Source organism: Neobacillus sp. S1115, assembly GCF_055385565.1.
Genome location: NZ_AP038275.1, coordinates 3,114,591 through 3,132,187, shown reverse-complemented (window position 1 = coordinate 3,132,187; position 17,597 = coordinate 3,114,591). Strand labels below are relative to the sequence as shown.

Sequence of the window (17,597 nt, the reverse complement as noted above, 5' to 3'; positions counted from 1 at the left end):
AACAGATGGCAAGGGCATTCCTCAAGGAAGAGCACGAAATATTTAGACGTTCCCTAAGGAAGTTTTTAGAAAAGCAAGCCATTCCTTTCTATGAACAATGGGAACATGAGAAATTGGTTCCACGGTCCTTCTGGAAGAAGATGGGGGAAAATGGCTTCCTCGCTCCATGGGTTGATGAAAAATATGGCGGTGTGAATGCTGACTTTGGATATTCCGTTGTCATTAACGAAGAACTAGAAAAGGTTGGTAGCGGCTTGGTTGGCATCAATAACCATAATGATATTGTCGTTCCTTATATTAATAGTTTTGGTAACGAAGAACAAAAGGAAAAGTGGCTTCCGGGCTGTTTATCAGGGGAATTCATAACCGCTATTGCGATGACCGAACCAGGCTCAGGCTCTGATCTTGCAGGAATCAAAACTACGGCTAGAAGAGAAGGAGATTACTATATTGTAAACGGTGCCAAAACATTTATTACCAGCGGCATCCATGCCGATCTAGTCGTTCTTGTCTGCAAGACAGATCCGAAAGCGGAACCTGCGTACAAAGGTGTCAGCCTGTTGGTGGTTGAGTCAGGTACCCCAGGTTTTATTAAAGCCAAGCAGCTCAGTAAAGTAGGGCAGCATTGTTCCGATACGGCTGAGCTCGTCTTTGAGGATGCAAAAGTACCAGCGGTCAATCTATTGGGAGAGGAAGGGAAAGGTTTCTATTATTTAATGGAAAAGCTGCAGCAGGAAAGGCTCCTTGTGGCAGTTGGGGCTGTGGCTGTCGCGGAACGAATGTTCGATATAACGAAGGATTATGTGAAACAAAGGACTGCGTTTGGAAAATCTATCAGCCAATTCCAAAATACCCAATTCAAAATGGCGGAAATGGCGACGGAAATCCAGATTGCCCGCGTCTTTGTCGATGATCTTGTGGCCAATCATATCGAGAAAAACGATGTTGTGACACAGGTGTCAATGGCGAAGTGGTGGGTAACAGATCTAGCCAAAAGGATTGCTACTCAATGCATGCAGTTCCACGGCGGCTATGGATACATGGAAGAATATGAGATTGCCAGAAGGTTCAGGGATATTCAGGCTACCTCCATTTATGCAGGAACCAACGAGATTATGAAAAGCATCATTGCGAAAAGGCTTGAATTGTAAGCAACGCAAAAAATAACTGAAAATTTTATTTTTCCAGAGGAGTAAAGGTTTATACCAATCAAATTTTGACCCTAGGAGGGCGTGGTGTTTATGAAAAAAGTAAAGTTGGGCCTAGTAATTTTCGTACTTTCCGTTTTTGCTGCTTTGGCAGGGTGCAGTAAAGGATCAGAAGAGACATCCGGCAAATCGGGCGGTTCTGGAGGAACTGTAGAAATTGGCGTTGTGCTGGCCACCTCCGGACCAATTGCGCAAACCGGAACGTGGGTTTTGGACGGACATAAAGCAGCTGAGAAAGAAATCAATGACAACGGCGGTTTTAAGGTTGGCGACAAAACCTATAAAGTGAAAATCGTTCAATATGACTCCGAGGGAAGAGCTGAATCAGCAACAGCCGCAACAGAAAAGCTGATTAATCAGGACAAAGTGCCTGTCATTCTAGGAACCTCGATTAGTTCCGAGACAGCCGCCATGATTCCAATTGCCCAACGTGCTAAGACACCTCTTATCACTTTTGTTGCCGCTAGTGACATCTTAACAGCTCAAGGAGCCAGCTTCTTCTCACAAGCAGCACCGGCAAACAAAAACTATGTGGAAGCCGGTACAAAAACGATGAAAGACATGGGAATGAAAAATATTGCTTTTATCTATGTTGATGATGCCTGGGGTCAATCATATGGAAAGCTATACCCACCTGCAATGGAAGAAAAAGGTCTTAAAATTGTCGCAACGGAAAAGTTTGCGCCGGAACAAAAAGAATTTATGACCATGTTAAATAAAGTCAAAGCAAAAAATCCTGACGGTGTCGTACTAGCTGCCGAAACCGAATTAGCTGTTCCGTTATTAAAGCAACTGCATGAAGTGATGCCTGATGTGAAAATTATGGAGTCAGGCGGAAGTATACCAGAAGAATTGATTAAATTGGCTCCAGATGCCGTAGACGGCTTGGTTACCTTAAGCCGTGCCGGCGCCATAACACCTGAAATCACAAAATTCCAAGAGCTATTTGCTAAATCCAATAGTTACAAAGCAAACTCCTTCAACTATTCGGGTTATGATGGCATCCACTTTATTGTTGATGCGATGCAGAGAGCGGGAACTGTATCAGATAAGGAAAAAATCAACAAAGCTATCCGTGATGCAAAGTATAAGGGACTCATTGGAACTTACAGCTTCAATGAGAAAGGTGAAAACAGCCTAGTAGGAAATCGGGCAATCATCAAAGACGGTAAAGTGATTTACCAAACAGTAAATGAACCGCTACCGAAATAATTATATAGGGGGCAGAGATCTTGGTCTCTGCCTCTATTTTTAAAAGGGGGTTAATCATGGGAGATCAAATAATTCAATCTATACTGGATGGACTAGTGAGTGGCAGCATTTATGGATTAATGGCGATTGGCTTTACCCTTGTATTTGGCATTATGCATGTTATTAACCTTGCACATGGCGAATTGTATATGCTGGGTGCTTTTACTACGTTTATTATGGTGGGTGTCTATCAGATTAACTTCTTTGTAGCGATTCTTGGGGCCATGTTAATTGTCGGCGGTCTTGGGTTTTTGATTGAGCGCTATATTTTCCGGCCGCTCAGAAATACGGCTATGTTAAATACTTTATTAGCTTCCATTGGGTTATCCATCTTTATCAGCAATCTAGTTTTGAAGATTGCAGGGACAGGAATGAGAAGCATCCCGACGCCTTTTTCTGATAAGAGTTTTACATTCATCGGTGCTTCTATTTCCACCCATCGTTTAATGGTGTTGTTGCTGACGGCATTATTAGTGGCGGTTCTATTTTGGGTCATTAAATTTACGAAGTTTGGAAGGTCACTAAGGGCAACATCACAGGATCAGGATGCATCGGCCCTGATGGGGGTCAACATAAACCTTACATACGGCCTGGTGTTTGCGATTAGTGCCGGTATGGCGGCGATAGCGGGCGGATTAATTGGTTCTCTTTATGTCGTTGACCCGACGATGGGGTTAGGGCCTGGCTTGAAAGCTTTTATTATTGTTATTCTTGGCGGCATGGGGAGTGTCGTGGGTGCGATTGTCGGTGCCTTCGTTATGGGGTACGCCGAAACGTTTACCTCTCTATTCTGGGCTGCTTCCTACCAAGATTTAGTTGGATATATTCTGTTAATTTTGGTTCTTTTACTAAAACCTAATGGCTTGTTTGGGGGGGCGAAAAGATGATCAATAATCGAATGAAAATGGGAACGATTATCGCGGTCTTGGTTGTTCTCTCCGTCTTGCCGTTCCTATTAGACTCGTATTTAATCCATATTCTCAATCAAATTGGTATTTGGGTCATCTTAACTGCCAGCCTTAACCTGATGGTCGGGTATACCGGCCAGCTCTCGTTTGCCCATGTTGGTTTGTTTGCAGTTGGCGCTTACACAAGTGCCATCTTGACAACTTCAGCAGGCTTTTCGTTTTGGGCTTCCTTCCCCATTGCAGCAATCGTTGCGGGGGTGTTGGGGTTTATAATTGGGCTTCCGGTACTGCGCTTTAAAACCCACTTTTTTGCCATCGTTACCTTGGGTTTTGGCGAGATTATCCGCTTAACCATCTATAATTGGCGAGATTTAACCGGCGGACCAAATGGTATTTATAACATTCCGTTTCCAACTAATATTCTCGGGCTTGATTTTGCCCTCCGTGAACACTTTTATTACTTAATATTAATCAGTGCGGTTTTGGTAGTCTTGTTTGTGAAGCTGTTAATTGGCTCGAGAACGGGTAAAGCCATGATCGCCATCCGCGAGAATGAAAACTTTGCGTTGTTTGTCGGGATTAATACTTGGAAAGTAAAGATTTTTGCTTTTACGTTAAGTGCCGCGCTCGCTGGATTTGCGGGCAGTCTTTATGCATCCTATAACTCCTATATATCCCCGTATTCCTTTACCGTTTCAGAGTCTGTCAGTATACTTCTGATGGTCATTATCGGGGGGATGGGAACCATCATCGGACCGATTTTAGGCACAACCTTTCTTATCTTTCTGCCTGAGCTGTTACGCAGTGTATCGGAATGGCGGATGGTGATTTACGGAGGATTGCTTGTTTTAACGATTATGTTTATGCGTGACGGTATTCTTGGTCTCCTTAAGAGTTTATTCCGGAAAAAGAAACACCATAGCGAAAAAAATCTTCTGTCGACAGGAAAGGAGGAGGCAGCCATTGCTGGAAGTGAAAGGAATTAGCCGATTCTTTAAAGGGTTAGTGGCACTTGACAATGTTTCGTTTACGGTTGAGCAAGGGGATATTTTGGGGATTATCGGTCCAAACGGGGCCGGAAAGAGTACGCTTTTTAACTGTATCACCTGCTTTTTCCCGCCTTCACAAGGAGAAGTCTATTTAGAAGGAAAGAAGATTACAGGATTAAATCCTTTTCAAATTACAGAATTGGGTTTAACAAGAACCTTTCAGCATACGCAGGTTTTTCCTAAATTGTCTGTCTATGAAAATATCACAACTGGACAGTACGTAATGAGGAGAAAAGACCCATCAAGAACGAAACGCCAGCTGGAACAAAAGGCATTCGAGATTATGGAGTTCGTCGGTGTCAGCGAATATAAAGATACCACTGCTGAAAACTTGAGTCTGGGCTATCAAACCCGGCTCGCCATTGGCATTGCTTTGGCAACAGAACCAAAGCTGTTTCTCCTCGATGAACCTGCCGCCGGGATGAATCCAGAGGAAACGAAGCAATTGGTGCATTTACTGAGAGAAATCCGGACCAAATTAGGTGTGACCATTATTTTGATTGAACACGATATGAAAGCCGTCATGGGCTTGTGCGACAAAATTGTCGTATTGGAGTATGGCAAGAAAATTGCTGAAGGAACACCACAGGAAATCCAGGAGAATCCTCGTGTGATTGAAGCCTATTTAGGGAGTGAGGCACTTGCTTAAAATCGAGAATCTTCAAGTCCATTATGATAAAGTACAAGTCATCCATGATGTCTCGCTGGAGGTCAATGAGGGCGAAATCGTGACCCTCATCGGCTCAAATGGTGCGGGGAAGACCACGTTATTACGAACCATTTCGGGTATTAAAAGGGCTTCTGGAGGGTCGATTACTTTTATGGGAGAGCCGATCCATCAGATGACCTCCCATAAAATTGTGGAGATGGGAATTGGGCATGTTCCGGAAGGACGACATGTTTTCCCTGACATGTCTGTCTATGAAAACCTGCAGATGGGTGCCTTCCGCCGCAAGGATTCACAGGCTGCTATCAAAAAGGATTTAGAACACATCTTTGACCTTTTTCCCCGGCTGAAGGAACGAAGCCAGCAAATGGCGGGAACGATGAGCGGCGGGGAACAGCAAATGCTGGCAATAGGCCGGGCGATTATGGCAAAGCCTAAGTTGTTTTTGTTTGATGAACCATCGTTAGGCATAGCCCCCATCATTGTTGCCGAAATTTTCAAGATGATTAAAAGGATGAACGAAGAAGGCTCCACCATTCTATTAGTGGAACAAAATGCCAATGCCGCGTTAAAGATTTCCGACCGGGCTTATATTCTTGAAACAGGCAGAATCGGCCTCGAAGGCCAGTCATCTGACTTATTAAATGATGATCGTGTCAGAAAAATTTATCTTGGATTTTAATATGAAATGGAGGTGCAGGTTGTGGCTTATGAAACGATTTTATATAAAGAATCGCCTGGAGAAGGAATTGCTTGGGTGACCATGAACCGTCCGCAAAAACGAAATGCAATCAATAAAAAGATGATTGTCGAGATGGGTCAAGCCTTTCGCCAAGCAGAGAATAACGATGACATTCGAGTCATCATCTTTAATGGGGAAGGTCCTTGTTTTTCGGCTGGACATGATTTGTCAGTCGAGGAGCAATATCCGAATACTTCTGAGCAACGGATTCAATGGGAGCGGAAGTATTACTTTGATGAAATCATGTATTTGCGGAATATCCGTAAACCATTAATCTCTCAGGTTCATAGTTATTGTATCGCCGCAGGGCTGGTATTGGCGTTAATGGCCGATATTGTCATCGTTTCAGAGGATGCCGTGTTTAATGATCCTGTTGTCAGAATGGGTGCCAATAGTCAGGAAGTCATGATCCTGCCATGGGTGGTTGGTGAGAAAAAAGCCAAAGAATTGCTTTTTACAGGTGATAGTTTAACCGCTCAGGAAGCTTTTCGGCTTGGAATGGTCAATAAAGTAGTTCCGCGAGAGGGGCTGGATGATTCGGTTTATGAAATGGCCAAAAGAGTGGCCCTCATGCCGCCGATGGCTGTATCACTTGTGAAGGAGTCAATTAACAATACCCTTGATAATATGGGCTACACCAACTCGATGAAGATGCACTTTGCCTCCCATTTGTTAAGCCACTCTACCGAAGAAGCCAGATATGGAATGGGAAATCATAAACGCGGGGATTTGAGGAAACTTTTCGATGAACGAGATAAAAGTTTTAAATCATGACTTAGTTAAAAGCATTGGTGATTTTTAACCAATTGGAAATAACTTAATTAACTCCAAAGATATAATTAACCTTTGGAGTTTTTTTTCGTATTTCATAGCTTACATAAAGTATTCATTTTAGGAATTATTATTATAGATCAAAGTCTATATTAAGAGAAAATAGAGGGGTGTTGCAAAGAAAAATGAAGCTTAATAATAGAGTGGCAATTGTTACAGGCGGCGCTAGCGGAATTGGAAAATATACGGTTAGCGAAATGGTGAAAGAAGGTGCAAAGGTTATAATTGCCGATCTAGATAGAGAGAAAGGCAATCAACTTTCTCAAAAACTGCATCAAACTAACGTTATTTATTCTTATTGTGATGTAACGGATGAAACGCAAATAGAACAATTAATCAATTTAGCAGTTTCTAAATTTGGGAGAATCGATATTTTGTTTAATAATGCAGGTCTAGGGACTGCTAGCCCTGTTACGGATTTAGCTCTAGAGGATTGGCATAAGGTGCTGGGAGTCAATCTAGATAGTGTTTTTTTAACAGCAAAGCATACCATACCAGTAATGAAAAGAACAGGTGGAGGCAGTATCGTCAATAATGCCTCAATTTTGGGGCATGTAGGGCAACTCAATGCCGCTGCCTATTCTGCATCAAAAGGGGCAGTTGTAAATCTTACGAAAACATTGGCTATCGAGTACGCAGCGGAGAATATTCGAGTAAATACTGTCTGTCCTGGTTATATCGAAACTCCATTCATCTCTCATTTTGATGAACAAAAGAGAGATCAATTAATTTCACTTCATCCGATGGGCAGATTCGGCAGGCCTCATGAAATCGCAAAGGCTGTTGTCTTTTTAGCCTCTGATGATGCAAGTTTTATTACCGGTACCAGTTTGGTCGTTGATGGCGGTTATACTGCTAGATAATATTTTAGATTAATATACAGTTAAGTTATCAACTCAATATTGTATGGAAAATTATTAGTGGCTCTGGAAAATTTCCAGAGCCTTTTTTAGTCATTCATATGGGATATTTGGTCACACCGTCTATCTGTGAATTATTCAGCTAACTAAAAAGCCTTTAAAATGGCTAGTTAATAAAAACGAAGGGAAGATCGTATCATGCACCATGTTACAGATAAATAGCGGTAACGATTTATCCAAAGAAGTTACTTCGCGGTTGCACCGCCATCAATAGCTATTTCAGCACCAGTAATATAACATGCATCGTCAGAAGCTAAAAATAATACCAAATTTGCTACTTCTTCAGGTTGTGCAGCACGGCCTAGTGGAATACTTTGTAATGCTGCTTTTGTTAATTCAGGATTATCTGTCACAACCGAAACCATTGGTGTATCGATAAAACCAGGGTGAACAGAATTAACACGAACATTATCTGGACCTAATTCTACAGCAGCATCCTTGGTTAATAAACGAATGGCACCTTTTGATGCAGTATAATGAATACCAGCTGCACCACCGACAAGACCAGCCATGGAAGAAATGTTCACAATTGATCCTCCGCCATTTTTTCTTAATTCTGGAATCACTGATTTAATTCCCAAGAATTGACTTGTTGCATTTACTGTCATAAATTTATTCCAACCGGCTAAATCAACATCATCTATTAAAGCAAAACCAGCAGCACCGCCAATACCAGCATTATTGACAAGGACGTCAAGTTTTCCATATGTATTGACGGCTTTATTCACTACTTCTTGCCATTGTTCTTCTTTTGTTACATCATGATTAACAGCAACTGCTTCTCCGCCGTTATCTTGAATTTCCTTTACCACTTTTTCCAATAATTCGATTTGAATATCTGTTGCGACTACTTTTGCGCCTTCCCTTGCAAATAAACGCGCTTCTGCTGCTCCCTGACCGCTTGCAGCACCTGTAATTATTGCTACTTTACCTAATAAACGACTCATAGAAATCCCCCATTTTTCAGACTTTTCAAAAAATTATATCGCTTTCATTCTAGCAAAAAAGGAAAAATTAGTCACCTATTTATTTGAAAATTTGTTCAAAGAGTCTAGTAAACATTTGGAAAAACGGATATTTCTGTCAACAACGCCGAGTATCCAACACAAAAATTTGCTCTGGCTTTAGTAAGAACTGCATGAATTTTTTTTGCAAAGACAAGAAAATTTGCAAAAAAATTCTCAAAAAAGGAAAAAGAAAAATACTTTCTTGACTAAAAACCTCGTCTATTCCACATGTTGTGTTTGGCATGAAAGTTGCATCGGGTATAACGAAGTACAAATCAGTCCTAATCGATTGAAAACGCTTACCCTAAGGGGGTGGTCGGATTACATAAAAATTCTATCCGGAGATTCGTAGTTTTTTATTATGTGTAAAGGAGTGTTTTCCAATGGGAAAAATGAAGGCAGCAGTTTATTATGGTCCAAGAGACATTCGAGTTGAAAATGTTGATATTCCAGAAGTTGGGCCAAATGATATTTTGCTCAAGGTAAATGCTTGCGGAATTTGTGGGTCGGATGTTCATAGTTATGGTTCGGGAATGTATATTGAAAAAGGCCAAATCATGGGGCACGAATTTTCAGGTGAAGTAGTCAAGGTTGGTGCCCTTGTAAAAGATATCGAAGTGGGTGAAAGAGGAACAGGGTTTCATTCAGGGGTATGCGGCACCTGTTTTTGGTGCAAAAGAAACGAATTTACACTGTGCCCCAATTTATTTAAGGCATCTACAGGCTACGGTCTCCAGGGAGCGTTTGCGGAATATCTGGTGATCCAAAATGCTATGAATGGAATAAGTTTTCATAAAATCCCTGATCACCTCGATCCTATTACGGCTGCGACAATAGAGCCGGTTTCTGTTGCGGCCTATACGGTAGATCTTTGTCAACCCAAGAAAGGGGATAAGGTTGCCGTTCTTGGTGCAGGGCTAATTGGCAACGCGTGTATGCAAGTGTTTAAATCCTATGAAGTAGCTAAAGTTGCTGTTAGTGAGGTATCAGAAATTAGATTGGATATGGCAAAAACATCAGGCGCTGATGTTGTCATTAACGCAACAAAGGAAAATGTTTTAAATAGAATCAAGGAATTATATGGTGCAGGTCCCTACCATTTTAACGAGGGGGCGATGACGGATATTGTGGTTGAAGCATCTGGGGCACCTTCGGCTGTTGAAGATAGCTTTGAACTTGTCCGAAGCGGCGGTGTCATTGCGTTTGTCGGTCTTCCTGAAAAAAAGGCACTCCTTGACACGACAAAAATTGTCCACAAAGCACCGAAAATTCTCGGCTGCTTGGGAGGCGATTTCCATCGATCGATCGAGTTATTAACAAATCAACAAGTGCAAACCAAGCATTTAATTACCCATGTTTTCCCGATTGATCACGCAAAAGAAGCTTTTGAAACCCAAATGAATCCACATGCTTCAGTAAAGGTCATGATTGAATTTTAATAGGTTTTCCTTAACCGGCGACTGGCTTTTTATAGATTCCAGTGCCTGATAGTTTGGTATTGATTTTACCAAAATCTACAACAAGGGGTTTTGTGATGAATGTATTAATCCTAGGGGGCAGTAAAGGAATCGGAAGAGCTACAGCCTTGCAATTTAGCTCAGAAGGAAATCAAATATTTGTGAATTACGCCCATGATGATGCAGCAGCAGTAGCAACAGCCTCGGAAATTACGGAAAGGGGAGCGGAAGCGCACATAATCAAGGCCGATGTCGGCGACCCATTGGCGATTAAAGAGATGCTGGGACAGATTAAAAGCAAGACTAATAGACTGGACTTGATTGTTCATTGTGCAGTGGCCATTATCCCTGGCGAAGGATTATCCCTTTCCTGGGAACAGTGGCAACGGGCAATTGCAGTTAGTAATCTTTCTCTGATCGAAACCATTCGCGAAGCTATGCCATTGCTGCATTATGGTTCTTCGGTTATTGCCCTTTCAAGCCGTGGTTCCGACCATGTAGGACCATATTATGCCGCTATGGGCTCAACGAAGGCGTTTACCGAGGCAATCGTTCGTTATCTTGTCCTCGAACTGGCTCCAAAGGGTATCCGGATTAATGTTGTTTCCCCGGGAACATTGGATACTGAGGCACTAAGGCAAGTTATTCCGGAAAAAGTTGAAGAGTATCTGGAATATGAAAGAACGATAAACCCTAGTGGGCGCGGTCTTCAATTTGAGGACGTGACTCAGGTCATTGCCTTTTTGGCAAGTCCGGGCGCTCAGATGATCCAAGGCAGAGTCATCCCGATTGATGGGGGCCGGGGATTGCTATAATTCTATAAAATTCTATATGGTAACTTATACCATCATGCTAAGTTAAGTCAGACTTTTATATATTCACCCAAATTTGATGGAGGTGCAAGTGTATGAAGTATGCTGCTGCAGCAGAACTAGAAGTGACGAAAAAAAGGTTTATCGTTTTAGCCATTGTGTTTGCGATTAATTTCGTAGTTTGGATGGATGAAAGCGTCTTTGCAGTCTTGACCCCGCTTTGGAGCGGATCACTTAAATTGACTCCGGAACAAATTGGTTCAGCTTCTGCGGCTTACCTACTAGGCTATTTTCCTGTATTGTTTATTGCTGGTATTTTGTCAGACCGGATAGGAGCTAAAAAGATGCTGCTCATCTGTCTCATCGGAGTATCGGTATTGAGTGCATCAATGGCGTTTGTAGACTCCTATTCTACGCTTTACCTTCGAAACCTTGTTTTTGGAGTATTTTTTGGCTTTTTATGGGCACCATGCAATAAAATGATGGCCATGTGGCTGCCGGGCAGGGAAAGAGCGCGTTACGCTGCCATTTGGATGAGCTTTACGATGGCATCCGGGGCAATCGGAGCTATCGTAGCACTGCCTATTTCAGATGCGATCGGCTGGGAAAAAGTGTTTTTGCTTGTTTCTGTCTTAGCCATTCCATTAATTTTCTTCCTTATTTTTAAAACTACTGATCGTCCCGAAGATTTTAAAGGCATTTCAAAAGAAGAGGTAGCTTATATTTATTCGGATCAGCCTTCAGTTGAAGAACAAAATGCCGAAAAATTTCAATGGTCTCATTTAAGGGATTTGTTTAAACAACGAACTGTTTGGACGATGGCGATTGCTACAGGTTTAGGTACAACACCGACATGGTTGATTGGCACTTGGGGGTCTTATACGTTATTAAATGAGTTTAAAGTTACGCCAGCTACCGCTTCGATGCTGATCTTTTTCGTCACATTTATCCCCATTATATTTGGCTTTGTCAACGGACCAATCATCAATAAGTTCTTTGGCGGAAAATGCCGTCCGGCTTTGGCCTTTGGTCCATTGGTAAGTGGATTAGCCTTTTTTTCCGCTGCCTTACTCAGTCCGAATTATATCGTCTGGGCGATCCTGATTTCCGGGTTTGGATTTTTCTGTAATCCATTCTTTTGGGGGACAGTTAACGCCTATTGGGCGGGGATTGCAAAACCTGAATACTCCGGTACTCTAAATGGATTATCAGCGGCTTTACAGGTCGCATTTGGTTATATTCTTGTAAGTATGAGCGGCAAATGGATCAACCCTTCGGTTAGTGGCCCCGCAGCCCTAAATAAGATCTGGATCATTGGTGGATGTGTCTTTTTAGCCACCATTGTATTGGTCTATCTATCGAAGGAAATTAGCGTCAATGCAACAACAGATGCAAACTCTTCAAATAGTGGCCCCAAACAGGAAGATAAACCAGCGCCTACAATTATCTGAAGAATATGAATATTAGGAATTGGAAAATTGTAAGTTTATGAGACTTCAAGATAAGCATCATAATACACCATATAATAGTGACCCTGAATAATTTGGGGTCACTTTTTTTATGCGAATTGTTATTAAATAATTCCTATCTTTAAGAAAAGAATTAGTTATATTTCCTATTAAAGGTTATTTTTTCAACGACAATAATCTTGGCACAAAAATTGCGAAAAAAGGATTAGAAACTTAAATTTTAGGGAGGAATGAAAATGGCCGATCCATTTTGTCTTGAAAATAAAACAGCCATCATAACCGGTGGAAACAGAGGCCTGGGAAAAACCATCGCGCTTGCCTTGGCAAAAAGAGGAGCAGATATCGTAATTGTCAGCCGAAACGAAGAAAAAAACAAACAGGTTGAAGATGAGATAAAAAATATCGGAAGAAGAGCGATGAGTTTTGCCGTTGACCTGACAAATATTGAAGCAATAAAGCAAATAGCCGGGAAGACTGCGGATGCATTTGGAAAAATTGATATTCTAGTCAATAATGCAGGAACATCACATACAAAATTTGCTCTTGATGTTACTGAAGAAGAGTGGGACAGAGTAATGGATTTAAATGTTAAATCGTTATTTTTCTGTACGCAGGCTGTCGGAAAAATAATGAAGGAGCAAGGCCACGGGAAGATTCTCAATGTTTCTTCCGTCGTTGGAGCAGTGGGGGATGTGGGAATATGTGCATATACAGCGAGCAAAGCTGCAGTGATCAACCTGACCAGATCTCTTGCTCTTGAATGGGCAAGATATGGGATTCAAGTAAATGCGATTGGACCGGCTTATATCGAGACTGATATGAATTATGAAGAGCTTAGTAATGAGAAGGTTCGTAACAAGATTATTAATAAAACACCGATGAAACGGTTGGGATATCCGGAAGAGTTGGAAGGTGCCGCTGTCTTGCTTGCATCGGATGCCAGTAGTTTTATCACAGGTCAAACTATTTTCGTTGATGGCGGGTGGCTGGCTCAATAATTTTGCCAAACAAAGGGAAATTCGATTTTCTCAAGAATAATAAATATAACGGGAAAATTCCTAATGATAAGAAAAATAGCAGATTAATTTCTCAAATAATTGTGATATTTACGTGATTTGTTGGTTGGCACGAAACTTGCATCTATTTTTAATATAAAAAATGCACTTCATCTATTAAAACGCTTTCACGTTTTGCTTATTGGAGGAGGGATCTTCTCATGGAACCTTTAAAAATACACTGTTTTACTTCAGGAAAACTGCAAACCAACAGTTACGTCATTTCAGATCTTGAAGATACCTTTTGTATTGTCATCGATCCGGGGGAAAATCCCGATGAAATGATAGAATTTATCGGCAGCAGGAAAATTGAATACATCCTTTTAACTCACAGCCATTATGATCATATCTCTGGTTTAAACATCCTTAAAAAAATTACAGATGCTTCTGTCATTGTCCATGGCTCGGAAGCGGAATGGCTGTTGAATCCAAGTTTAAACCTTTCCAGTAAGGATCATTCCGTAATAGTTTGTGAGTGGCCCGACATTTTACTTAATGGCGGTGAGACCATCCATTGTCATTCTTTTTCTATCAATGCAATCCACACACCTGGCCATACTCCAGGAAGTGTATGTTATCTCATAAACGGCAGTTATTTGTTTACTGGAGATACATTGCTGGCCGGGGCAGCAGGACCATCAAATCTCCCATACGGCAACCGTGAACTGCTGAAAGCATCTATTGCACAAAGGCTGTTTAGTCTAGCAAATGATATTGTCATATATCCGGGGCATGGAGGCAAGTCATCGATTGGTTTTGAGAAGAGTCATCCAGTGCTGCCGCATATCAAACACATCATTTAAAAAAAGGTACTGAAAGGGGGTGTTTCCACAGTTTCGGGGCGTCTTAATTCTATAGATATTCTTAAACATGATTTCGTTTAATTTTAAGAAGGAGTGAATAAAAGTGGCTGAAATCTATCAAAAAGACATTGATTTAAAGAATTACAGCAAAGAAGAGTTAATTGGGTATTATCGTGAAATGGTGAAAATCAGGAAATTTGATGAAAATTTAATTCGCTTAATGATGGAAGGAAAGGTTTCCGGCTTTTACCATTCTGGAATTGGTTCTGAAAGCGTTTCAGTAGGCTCGATTACTAATATTCTTCGGGACGAAGATTATATTTATTATAATCATCGCGGTTGTAATCAAAAGATTGCTAAAGGCGTGCCGCTTTCGAAAATCTATGGAGACTTTTTAGGAACTGTGGAAGGAACTACCCGGGGACTGGGAGCTGGGATTGTACATAGTGCCGACCCATCACGGGGGGTATTGGGGCAATGCGGGACGATAGGTTCCCAGTTTAATATTGCTGTAGGAACCGCCTATTCTGCAAAACTTCAAGATACCGACCGCGTAACCATTGTTTATTTCGGCGATGGGGCAGCATCTAGAGAACCGCTGCATGGATCTTTAAACTGGGCGGGCCTTTACAAATTACCAGTTATCTATATTTGTGAAAATAACGGATATGCCATCTCCTCTACCACAGAGGAAACACATTCCATAAGGGAACATATTGCAGATTGGGCATGGGGATATGGTATTCCAAACTGTGTTGTCGATGGGAATGATGTTTTGTTGATGCATGAATGCGTTCAAGAAGCAGTGGAAAGGGCTAAACGCGGTGAAGGTCCGACCTTTATCGAGGCAAAAACCTTCCGCCACCGCGGCCATTTTGAAGGAGACACTTACGATTATGTCGATCCGGAAGTGTTGAAATATTGGAAAGAACAGAAAGACCCGATCAAGAATTTCAAAAAACAATTAATTGAAAACGAAATTTGCACAGAAAATGAGCTATTAAATGTGGAAGAGCAGCTTGATCGGGAAATCCTGGAAGCTATCAAAAAAGCGGATGAAGCACCGCTTCCAAACCCAGAAAGAATCTATGAAGGATTATTTGCCTAAGGAGGAGGGGTAACTGTGAGTACATCTGTAAAAGTAAAAACAATCACTATGCGTGAAGCCATTGTCGAAGCATTGCACGAGGAAATGGAACGTGACGAAAAAACGGTATTGTTTGGTGAAGATGTTGGCAAATTCGGTGGTATTAATGCGATTACCAGAGGGTTATATGAAAAATTCGGAGGAAAAAGGGTTTTCGATACTCCGATTGCCGAAACGACCATTGTCGGTGCCGCACTGGGTATGGCGATCACCGGATTGCGCCCTATTCCTGAATTACAATTTGGAGATTTTGTCGGCATCGCTTTTGATGAAGTATTTAACAAACTGGGAAAATGGCGTTTTATGCACGGAGGCCAAATGGAGGTTCCGGTTACCCTAAGGCTGCCTGTAGGAATCGCAGGCGGAGCCGGTCCTGAGCACTCCCAAAGCCCGCAGGCACTGTTCATGCATGCACCTGGTGTGAAAATAGCTATCCCTTCCACGCCATATGACGCAAAGGGAATGTTAAAATCAGCGATTCGTGACAATAATGCCGTCCTATTCTTCGAACATAAGATGCTCTATGCTGTTAAGGGAGAAGTTCCAGAGGAAGAGTATTTAATTCCGCTCGGCAAGGCTGACGTGAAACGGGAGGGCAAAGATGTGACAATCATTGCAACGGCCCTTCAGGTTCAGACCTCATTGAAGGCAGCAGAGAAACTGGCAAAGCTTGGTGTAGAGGCTGAGGTTGTCGACCCTCGTACGCTCGCTCCACTAGATATGGAAACGATTTTAAGTTCTGTTCGCAAAACGGGCCGGGTTCTAATTGTTCATGAAGAACCGAAAACGGGTGGCTGCGGCGCAGAAATTGCCGCTCAAATATCCGAACAAGCGCTGTTTGACCTTCAAGCACCTATCAAACGCCTTGGCAGCCCTGATGTGCCAATCGCTCAAAGTATTTATTTGGAGCAGTTCTACATTCCTAGTGAAGAGCAGATCATCGATGCCGTAAAGGAATTAATGGAATACTAGTATCAATGAGAAACGGTGTTTCCACCCTATTAAATATCGGAAACACCGTTTACTCATAGATTACTATCGACTGCAAATAGAAGTTATTTACTGACATATTTTGGGAGCGTGAAAAAATGATAGAGATTAAAATGCCTCGTCTAGGTGTAACCATGCAAAACGGAACTGTCTCCGAATGGCTGGTGGAAGAAGGAAACTTCGTCGAAAAAGGCGATTTACTATTTGAGTTGGAAACAGAAAAATCAATGCTTCAAATTGAGGCACAAGAGTCCGGATTCTTGAAGAAAATTGTTGTTCCGTCAGGAAAAGAAGTTCCTGTGAATACCGTTATTGCTGTTATTGGCAACGAAAACGAAAAAATTGATTTATCTCTTTATTGTGAAGAAGACAAAGCAAAAGCGGAAACAGCAGCTGCAGTTAAATTGGAAACGAAAGAGGAAACAAGAAGGGCAGAGGGACCTAGTGGGACGAATGCTGGGAAAGTTTCGCCAAGGGCCAGAAGACTTGCTAAAGAGCTCGGAGTATCCATTGAGAATGTAGTTGGAACGGGCAAAGATGGAATCATTACGGAAGTTGACATTCGCAGTTTCGCAAAGTCCGAAAATACAGATATGGTAAAAGAAAGAATTGCTTTAAATAATGTGAAAAGGGCAATGGCTGAAAACATGCTAAACAGTTGGAGAAACATCCCGCAATTTACACAAATGGTCTCCGTCAATATGGAGAACGCCCTAAAAGTGAAGAAAGAGCTTGGCAATGTTTCAATTAATGACATTCTGATCAAATCAGTTGGCAATGCTTTAAAGGATAATTCTATGGTTAATAGCCGCTTTGAGGACCAGCAAATTATTGTATTTAAAGATATCAATATTTCTGTAGCTGTTACCAGTAAAAATGGCTTGGTTGTCCCAGTTGTAAAAAATGTTGAAACCAAATCGGTTTTTGAAATTTCCCAAGAGATTCGCAGTTTGGCAGAGAAGGCTGAAAATAACAAATTAACTGTTGATGATTTTGCAAATGGAACAATTACTGTCTCGAATCTGGGCAGCCTAGGTATTGAAAACGGCACGCCAATCATTAATCCACCGCAATCCTCGTTGGTTTTTGCCGGAGCCATCAAAAAGACTCCTGTTGTCAATGAAGATGGCGACATCGTCGTTGCACCAATCATGACCCTTTCGATTAGCTATGACCATCGGTTTATTGATGGCGTTACCGGAGCCCAATTTACAAATGATGTGAAACATGCACTGGAAAAGCTAGAAATCTCAGATTTATTTTAAAGAAAAATGCCGGGAG

The 17,597-nt window shown here is 41.8% G+C and carries 17 protein-coding genes; 16 read left to right on the top strand and 1 reads right to left on the bottom strand.

What is annotated here, in order from left to right:
* Positions 1-5: 5 nt before the first annotated feature.
* From ACZ5B7_RS15135 to budC, 8 genes are all read left to right on the top strand, one after another.
* Positions 6-1,151, top strand: coding sequence for an acyl-CoA dehydrogenase family protein (locus ACZ5B7_RS15135; RefSeq protein ID WP_464489934.1), 1,146 nt, complete (start codon positions 6-8; stop codon positions 1,149-1,151).
* A 90-nt stretch (positions 1,152-1,241) separates the two neighbouring features.
* Positions 1,242-2,420 (top strand): ABC transporter substrate-binding protein, encoded by a 1,179-nt coding sequence (locus ACZ5B7_RS15130; RefSeq protein ID WP_464489933.1) that lies wholly within the window; start codon positions 1,242-1,244, stop codon positions 2,418-2,420.
* A gap of 56 nt (positions 2,421-2,476) precedes the next feature.
* Positions 2,477-3,346 (top strand): branched-chain amino acid ABC transporter permease, encoded by an 870-nt coding sequence (locus tag ACZ5B7_RS15125; RefSeq protein ID WP_464489932.1) that lies wholly within the window; start codon positions 2,477-2,479, stop codon positions 3,344-3,346.
* Entirely contained in the window at positions 3,343-4,353 is a 1,011-nt protein-coding gene (locus ACZ5B7_RS15120) for a branched-chain amino acid ABC transporter permease (protein ID WP_378582601.1), read from the top strand. The genes ACZ5B7_RS15125 and ACZ5B7_RS15120 overlap by 4 nt, the downstream gene beginning before the upstream one ends.
* Positions 4,340-5,065 (top strand): ABC transporter ATP-binding protein, encoded by a 726-nt coding sequence (locus ACZ5B7_RS15115; RefSeq protein WP_464494502.1) that lies wholly within the window; start codon positions 4,340-4,342, stop codon positions 5,063-5,065. The genes ACZ5B7_RS15120 and ACZ5B7_RS15115 overlap by 14 nt, the downstream gene beginning before the upstream one ends.
* Positions 5,058-5,765, top strand: a complete 708-nt coding sequence (locus ACZ5B7_RS15110; RefSeq protein ID WP_423797931.1) for an ABC transporter ATP-binding protein — start codon at positions 5,058-5,060, stop codon at positions 5,763-5,765. The genes ACZ5B7_RS15115 and ACZ5B7_RS15110 overlap by 8 nt, the downstream gene beginning before the upstream one ends.
* Before the next feature lie 21 nt (positions 5,766-5,786).
* Positions 5,787-6,599, top strand: coding sequence for an enoyl-CoA hydratase (locus tag ACZ5B7_RS15105; RefSeq protein WP_464489931.1), 813 nt, complete (start codon positions 5,787-5,789; stop codon positions 6,597-6,599).
* Between the two features lie 182 nt (positions 6,600-6,781).
* Positions 6,782-7,519 carry a meso-2,3-butanediol dehydrogenase gene (gene budC, locus ACZ5B7_RS15100; RefSeq protein ID WP_464494404.1) on the top strand — a complete coding sequence of 246 codons (738 nt, stop codon included), beginning with the start codon at positions 6,782-6,784 and terminating at the stop codon, positions 7,517-7,519.
* Between the two features lie 242 nt (positions 7,520-7,761).
* On the opposite strand, the gene ACZ5B7_RS15095 is transcribed toward budC, so the two are convergent.
* Positions 7,762-8,523 (bottom strand): SDR family NAD(P)-dependent oxidoreductase, encoded by a 762-nt coding sequence (locus ACZ5B7_RS15095; protein WP_464494403.1) that lies wholly within the window; start codon positions 8,521-8,523, stop codon positions 7,762-7,764.
* A 443-nt stretch (positions 8,524-8,966) separates the two neighbouring features.
* Here ACZ5B7_RS15095 and ACZ5B7_RS15090 point away from each other — a divergent pair, with 443 nt between their 5' ends.
* The 8 genes from ACZ5B7_RS15090 to ACZ5B7_RS15055 all read left to right on the top strand — a co-directional run bounded on the left by ACZ5B7_RS15090 (position 8,967) and on the right by ACZ5B7_RS15055 (position 17,581).
* Positions 8,967-10,022, top strand: a complete 1,056-nt coding sequence (locus ACZ5B7_RS15090) for a zinc-dependent alcohol dehydrogenase (RefSeq protein WP_464494402.1) — start codon at positions 8,967-8,969, stop codon at positions 10,020-10,022.
* Between the two features lie 95 nt (positions 10,023-10,117).
* The gene (locus tag ACZ5B7_RS15085; protein ID WP_464494401.1) at positions 10,118-10,855 is read left to right on the top strand and encodes an SDR family oxidoreductase; all 738 of its coding nucleotides are present in this window, start codon (positions 10,118-10,120) and stop codon (positions 10,853-10,855) included.
* A 92-nt stretch (positions 10,856-10,947) separates the two neighbouring features.
* Complete coding sequence (locus ACZ5B7_RS15080; protein ID WP_464494400.1) at positions 10,948-12,303, top strand: MFS transporter; 1,356 nt, start codon at positions 10,948-10,950, stop codon at positions 12,301-12,303.
* A gap of 254 nt (positions 12,304-12,557) precedes the next feature.
* The gene (locus ACZ5B7_RS15075; protein WP_464494399.1) at positions 12,558-13,319 is read left to right on the top strand and encodes an SDR family NAD(P)-dependent oxidoreductase; all 762 of its coding nucleotides are present in this window, start codon (positions 12,558-12,560) and stop codon (positions 13,317-13,319) included.
* Between the two features lie 218 nt (positions 13,320-13,537).
* Positions 13,538-14,179: an MBL fold metallo-hydrolase gene (locus ACZ5B7_RS15070; protein ID WP_464494398.1), complete on the top strand. Its 642-nt coding sequence runs from the start codon at positions 13,538-13,540 to the stop codon at positions 14,177-14,179.
* 103 nt (positions 14,180-14,282) lie between these two features.
* Complete coding sequence (locus ACZ5B7_RS15065; protein ID WP_464494397.1) at positions 14,283-15,287, top strand: thiamine pyrophosphate-dependent dehydrogenase E1 component subunit alpha; 1,005 nt, start codon at positions 14,283-14,285, stop codon at positions 15,285-15,287.
* Between the two features lie 15 nt (positions 15,288-15,302).
* On the top strand, positions 15,303-16,298 hold the full coding sequence (locus tag ACZ5B7_RS15060) for an alpha-ketoacid dehydrogenase subunit beta (RefSeq protein WP_464494396.1): 996 nt from the start codon (positions 15,303-15,305) through the stop codon (positions 16,296-16,298).
* A gap of 116 nt (positions 16,299-16,414) precedes the next feature.
* On the top strand, positions 16,415-17,581 hold the full coding sequence (locus tag ACZ5B7_RS15055; RefSeq protein ID WP_464494395.1) for a dihydrolipoamide acetyltransferase family protein: 1,167 nt from the start codon (positions 16,415-16,417) through the stop codon (positions 17,579-17,581).
* The last annotated feature ends 16 nt before the right edge of the window (positions 17,582-17,597 follow it).

Excerpts from the sequence above, each read along its gene's own strand:
- ACZ5B7_RS15135 (WP_464489934.1), top strand. The coding sequence starts at position 6 with ATGGCAAGGGCATTCCTCAAGGAAGAGCACGAAATATTTAGACGTTCC.
- ACZ5B7_RS15095 (WP_464494403.1), bottom strand. The coding sequence starts at position 8,523 with ATGAGTCGTTTATTAGGTAAAGTAGCAATAATTACAGGTGCTGCAAGC.
- ACZ5B7_RS15075 (WP_464494399.1), top strand. The coding sequence starts at position 12,558 with ATGGCCGATCCATTTTGTCTTGAAAATAAAACAGCCATCATAACCGGT.
- ACZ5B7_RS15055 (WP_464494395.1), top strand. The coding sequence starts at position 16,415 with ATGATAGAGATTAAAATGCCTCGTCTAGGTGTAACCATGCAAAACGGA.
- ACZ5B7_RS15120 (WP_378582601.1), top strand. The coding sequence starts at position 3,343 with ATGATCAATAATCGAATGAAAATGGGAACGATTATCGCGGTCTTGGTT.
- budC (WP_464494404.1), top strand. The coding sequence starts at position 6,782 with ATGAAGCTTAATAATAGAGTGGCAATTGTTACAGGCGGCGCTAGCGGA.
- ACZ5B7_RS15125 (WP_464489932.1), top strand. The coding sequence starts at position 2,477 with ATGGGAGATCAAATAATTCAATCTATACTGGATGGACTAGTGAGTGGC.
- ACZ5B7_RS15080 (WP_464494400.1), top strand. The coding sequence starts at position 10,948 with ATGAAGTATGCTGCTGCAGCAGAACTAGAAGTGACGAAAAAAAGGTTT.
- ACZ5B7_RS15070 (WP_464494398.1), top strand. The coding sequence starts at position 13,538 with ATGGAACCTTTAAAAATACACTGTTTTACTTCAGGAAAACTGCAAACC.
- ACZ5B7_RS15085 (WP_464494401.1), top strand. The coding sequence starts at position 10,118 with ATGAATGTATTAATCCTAGGGGGCAGTAAAGGAATCGGAAGAGCTACA.
- ACZ5B7_RS15090 (WP_464494402.1), top strand. The coding sequence starts at position 8,967 with ATGGGAAAAATGAAGGCAGCAGTTTATTATGGTCCAAGAGACATTCGA.
- ACZ5B7_RS15130 (WP_464489933.1), top strand. The coding sequence starts at position 1,242 with ATGAAAAAAGTAAAGTTGGGCCTAGTAATTTTCGTACTTTCCGTTTTT.